At 50.1% G+C, this 3,556-nt stretch carries 4 protein-coding genes; all 4 read right to left on the bottom strand.

Annotated elements, in window-relative coordinates; translation table 11 throughout:
- Window positions 1–106: 106 nt before the first annotated feature.
- Window positions 107–622 carry an S-ribosylhomocysteine lyase gene (luxS, locus tag FEK43_RS22725; RefSeq protein WP_001130211.1) on the bottom strand — a complete coding sequence of 172 codons (516 nt, stop codon included), beginning with the start codon at window positions 620–622 and terminating at the stop codon, window positions 107–109.
- Between the two features lie 149 nt (window positions 623–771).
- Window positions 772–2,328, bottom strand: a complete 1,557-nt coding sequence (gene gshA, locus FEK43_RS22720) for a glutamate--cysteine ligase (RefSeq protein WP_000611804.1) — start codon at window positions 2,326–2,328, stop codon at window positions 772–774.
- A 72-nt stretch (window positions 2,329–2,400) separates the two neighbouring features.
- The gene (locus FEK43_RS22715) at window positions 2,401–2,829 is read right to left on the bottom strand and encodes a YqaA family protein (RefSeq protein ID WP_064529936.1); all 429 of its coding nucleotides are present in this window, start codon (window positions 2,827–2,829) and stop codon (window positions 2,401–2,403) included.
- On the bottom strand, window positions 2,826–3,392 hold the full coding sequence (gene yqaB / locus FEK43_RS22710) for a fructose-1-phosphate/6-phosphogluconate phosphatase (protein WP_000273309.1): 567 nt from the start codon (window positions 3,390–3,392) through the stop codon (window positions 2,826–2,828). The genes FEK43_RS22715 and yqaB overlap by 4 nt, the downstream gene beginning before the upstream one ends.
- Window positions 3,393–3,556 lie beyond the last annotated feature (164 nt).

Raw genomic sequence — 3,556 nt, 5'->3', positions numbered from 1 at the left:
CCTGTCACGTACAGGTGGCATGTTCCCTGCGTCAACCAGATAAGCGTAGCGCACCAGGCAAGCCTGACGGTGCTGTTGCATCTCCGGCTGCTTCTGCACTAACCAACTAAATGTGCAGTTCCTGCAACTTCTCTTTCGGCAGCGCCAGTTCTTCATTGCTGTTGATGCGCACGTCACGTTCCAGAATGCTACGCGCAATATCCTGTGCTTCCTGCAAAGAGTGCATCTGGTAAGTACCGCACTGATAGACGTTAAGTTCCGGGATCTGATTCTGATCCTGCACTTTCAGCACGTCTTCCATTGCCGCTTTCCAGGCATCAGCGACACGCTGCTCATCAGGCGTACCAATCAGACTCATATAAAAACCAGTGCGGCAGCCCATTGGTGAGATATCGATAATCTCAACGCCATTACCGTTAAGATGGTTACGCATAAAACCAGCAAACAGGTGCTCCAGGGTATGGATCCCTCTTTCTGGCATCACTTCTTTGTTCGGCACGCAGAAGCGAAGATCGAACACGGTAATTGCGTCGCCATGCGGGGTGTTCATTGTTTTCGCCACCCGAACTGCAGGCGCTTCCATCCGGGTATGATCGACTGTGAAGCTATCTAACAACGGCATTTAGCCACCTCCGGTAAATTTTTTTTAAATATTCTGAACTCTTTCTTCCCAGGCGAGTCTGAGTATATGAAAGACGCGCATTTGTTATCATCATCCCTGAATTCAGAGATGAAATTTTGGCCACTCACGAGTGGCCTTTTTCTTTTCTGTCAGGCGTGTTTTTCCAGCCACACCGCAAACGGTTCGGTATCAGCGGCTTCCATTTCCTGCTGGCGACGTTCAGACGCCTCGCGCTCGGCTACAAAATCCTCTTCGCGCAGAATTTCCAGCGGCTCTTCACGCAGAAGATTACGGTAGGCTTCTGCAAACGCTTTACCTGTTCCGCCAATGCCAGTATCAATCATAGACCTTAAGATACGCGCAGAGAAAGTCAGATCAGGATTATCGAAGCAGGCGACCAGTTCATCACACACTTTCTGGTACGCTTCGCCGCCGTTAATGCTATCCAGCGTTTGCGCGACGCGTTTTAGATCGCGGAACAGATCTTTACCCACCTGCGGCAACGGGAACTGCGCAGTTTCGCAACCGATACCCAGCGTCAGGCCTGGTTTACGACCCTCGAGGATCACCCGGTTCCAGTTAACGCGTGTACAGGCAAGTTCGCTACTGCTCATTTCCGGTGCATCAGCCAGCGCACACCAGACCATAAACAGGTCGAGGAAACGCACCTGCTGTTCATCTACACCAATCGGCGAGAACGGGTTGATGTCCAGCGAACGCACTTCAATATATTCAATGCCGCCACGTAATAGCGCATCAGAAGGCGATTCTCCGCTGCGAGTAACGCGTTTTGGACGAATCGGCGCATACAGTTCGTTTTCAATCTGCAGCACGTTGCTGTTGATTTGTAGCCGCTTACCGTCTTTCTCAATACCAATCTTCGCGTACTCTTCCGACGGCGTTTTGATAGCCTGCTTGAGCCCTGCGACGTACTCGTAGAGATCATTGAAGGTAATACCGAGATTGCTTTGCGATTTATTGGTATAGCCAAGATCGCTCAAACGAAGAGAGGTCGCATACGGCAGGTAATACATACCGCACTCGGTTTTCTCAAACGGCAGCGACGTTGGTTTTCCTTGCAGGAAAGAAGAACAAATCGCCGGAGACGCACCAAACAGATAAGGAATGACCCAACCGAAGCGATAGTAGTTGCGGATAACGCGGAAATAGCCCGCAGAAATTTTCTCTTTGGCATCAGCGCCCGAGATATCACCGCACTTCGCTTGCCAGAATGCCATTGGCAAAGAGAAATTGTAGTGCACGCCGGAAATGGTTTGCATCAGCGCGCCGTAGCGATTTTTCAGCCCTTCACGGTACAGCGTTTTAAAGCGTCCGGTGTTAGAAGTGCCGTACTGTGCCAGTTCGATGTCCTGACCTTCTGCGATGTAGCATGGCATGCTTAACGGCCACATCCGCTCATCGCCCATATTGCGCGCCGTATAACGATGCAGGTCGCGCATAAAGGTCAGCATATGTTCAATATCACCATCCACTGGTGTAATAAATTCCAGCAATGCTTCCGCAAAATCGGTGGTTATCCATTTATGCGTTAGTGCGGAACCTAATGCTTCAGGATGACCTGTTGTTGCAAGTGTGCCATCAGCATTAACACGCAAAGTTTCGCGCTCCAGCCCACGCTGTATCCCCTTTAACGCCTGAGGATGTTTTTCCAGCCAGGCCAGCGCCTGTGATACGTCCGGGATCAAATTGACCTCCCGCCTGTCAAAATCGTTTTATTTAGCATAACTGTAATGGTGGCCATGTGTGCAGGCCTACAATTAGTGCCACCACATCATGCCCTGAACGGTAGCTACTGCAATCGCAACATAGCGTAACGCTTTACCAAGGCACAAAAAAAAGATTACTGGTCCCCACGAGATGCGCATCCATCCCGCTAACAGACACAGTAAATCGCCAACCACGGGCATCCAGCTTAATAATAGTGTGATTGCACCATATCGTTTCAGCCAGCCGATGGCTTTCTCTTGCCAGCGCGATGTTTTGCGCAGTGGAAAGAAACGCCCAAGGATAACGTTAGTTAGCCCTCCAAGGCTATTACCCATTGTTGCTGTTAACACTAAAACCCAGGGATGACTTACCCCGGAAAGTAACATTGCAACCAGGACGACTTCGGAATTACCGGGTAATAGTGTAGCGCTGAGGAAACTACTGGCAAACAACGAGAAAAGCGATAAAGCTTCACTCACAGCAAGCGAACATCCACAGCGTCCATGCCTGCAGCGCGAGCAGCCTGAATACCGAAATCAGCATCTTCAAAGACCACACACTGCGTTGGTTGCACGCCCATACGCTGTGCGCACAACAAAAATGTGTCTGGCGCAGGTTTATGGTGTTTGACGTGATCGGCGGCAACGACCGCATCAAAATAACGGCGTAATCCCAGGTGCGCCAGCAATGCCTCAGCGATGGCGCTTTCACTCCCCGTTCCAACAGCCATTGGTCGACGTCCGTGCCAGCTTTTCACCACTTCAACAAGAGGAAGCGGCTCGACGCTATCCAGCAGCATACTTCTTACTGCTTCTGTTTTTTCACGCGCTAACGCATGCGGGTCGAGATCGGCCTGATTCAGCTCAATAATCGCCTGAGCAATACGCCACGTGGGCGAGCCATTAAGCGCAATCATCGCCTGAACATCGTACTGAAGACCGTAATGCCCTAATACTTCGCGCCACGCTTTACGGTGCGTAGGCTCCGTATCCAGGATTGTGCCATCCATATCAAAAATTAAACCTGCATAACGCTCGTACATGGTCTTCTCGCAAGTCGAAAAATATGACGCTACTTTAGCGTAATTGCTTGATTTTGTCGCTGATGGCGAAGGAGAAGAAAATTCAGGAAATGGATAAAATAGTTATTTAGAAATGAGATATTTTTGAAGGAAATTTTTTGGAGAAGATGGTGCATCCGGGAGGA

Source organism: Escherichia sp. E2562 (assembly GCF_005781075.1).
In the GTDB taxonomy this organism is placed as follows: Bacteria; Pseudomonadota; Gammaproteobacteria; order Enterobacterales; family Enterobacteriaceae; genus Escherichia.
Note: the sequence above shows the minus strand (reverse complement) of the source record. Positions and strands in the feature narration are given on the sequence as shown.

Bases quoted from the DNA above. Each gene is read 5' to 3' on its own strand.
- luxS (WP_001130211.1), bottom strand. From the start codon at position 622: ATGCCGTTGTTAGATAGCTTCACAGTCGATCATACCCGGATGGAAGCG.
- yqaB (WP_000273309.1), bottom strand. From the start codon at position 3,392: ATGTACGAGCGTTATGCAGGTTTAATTTTTGATATGGATGGCACAATC.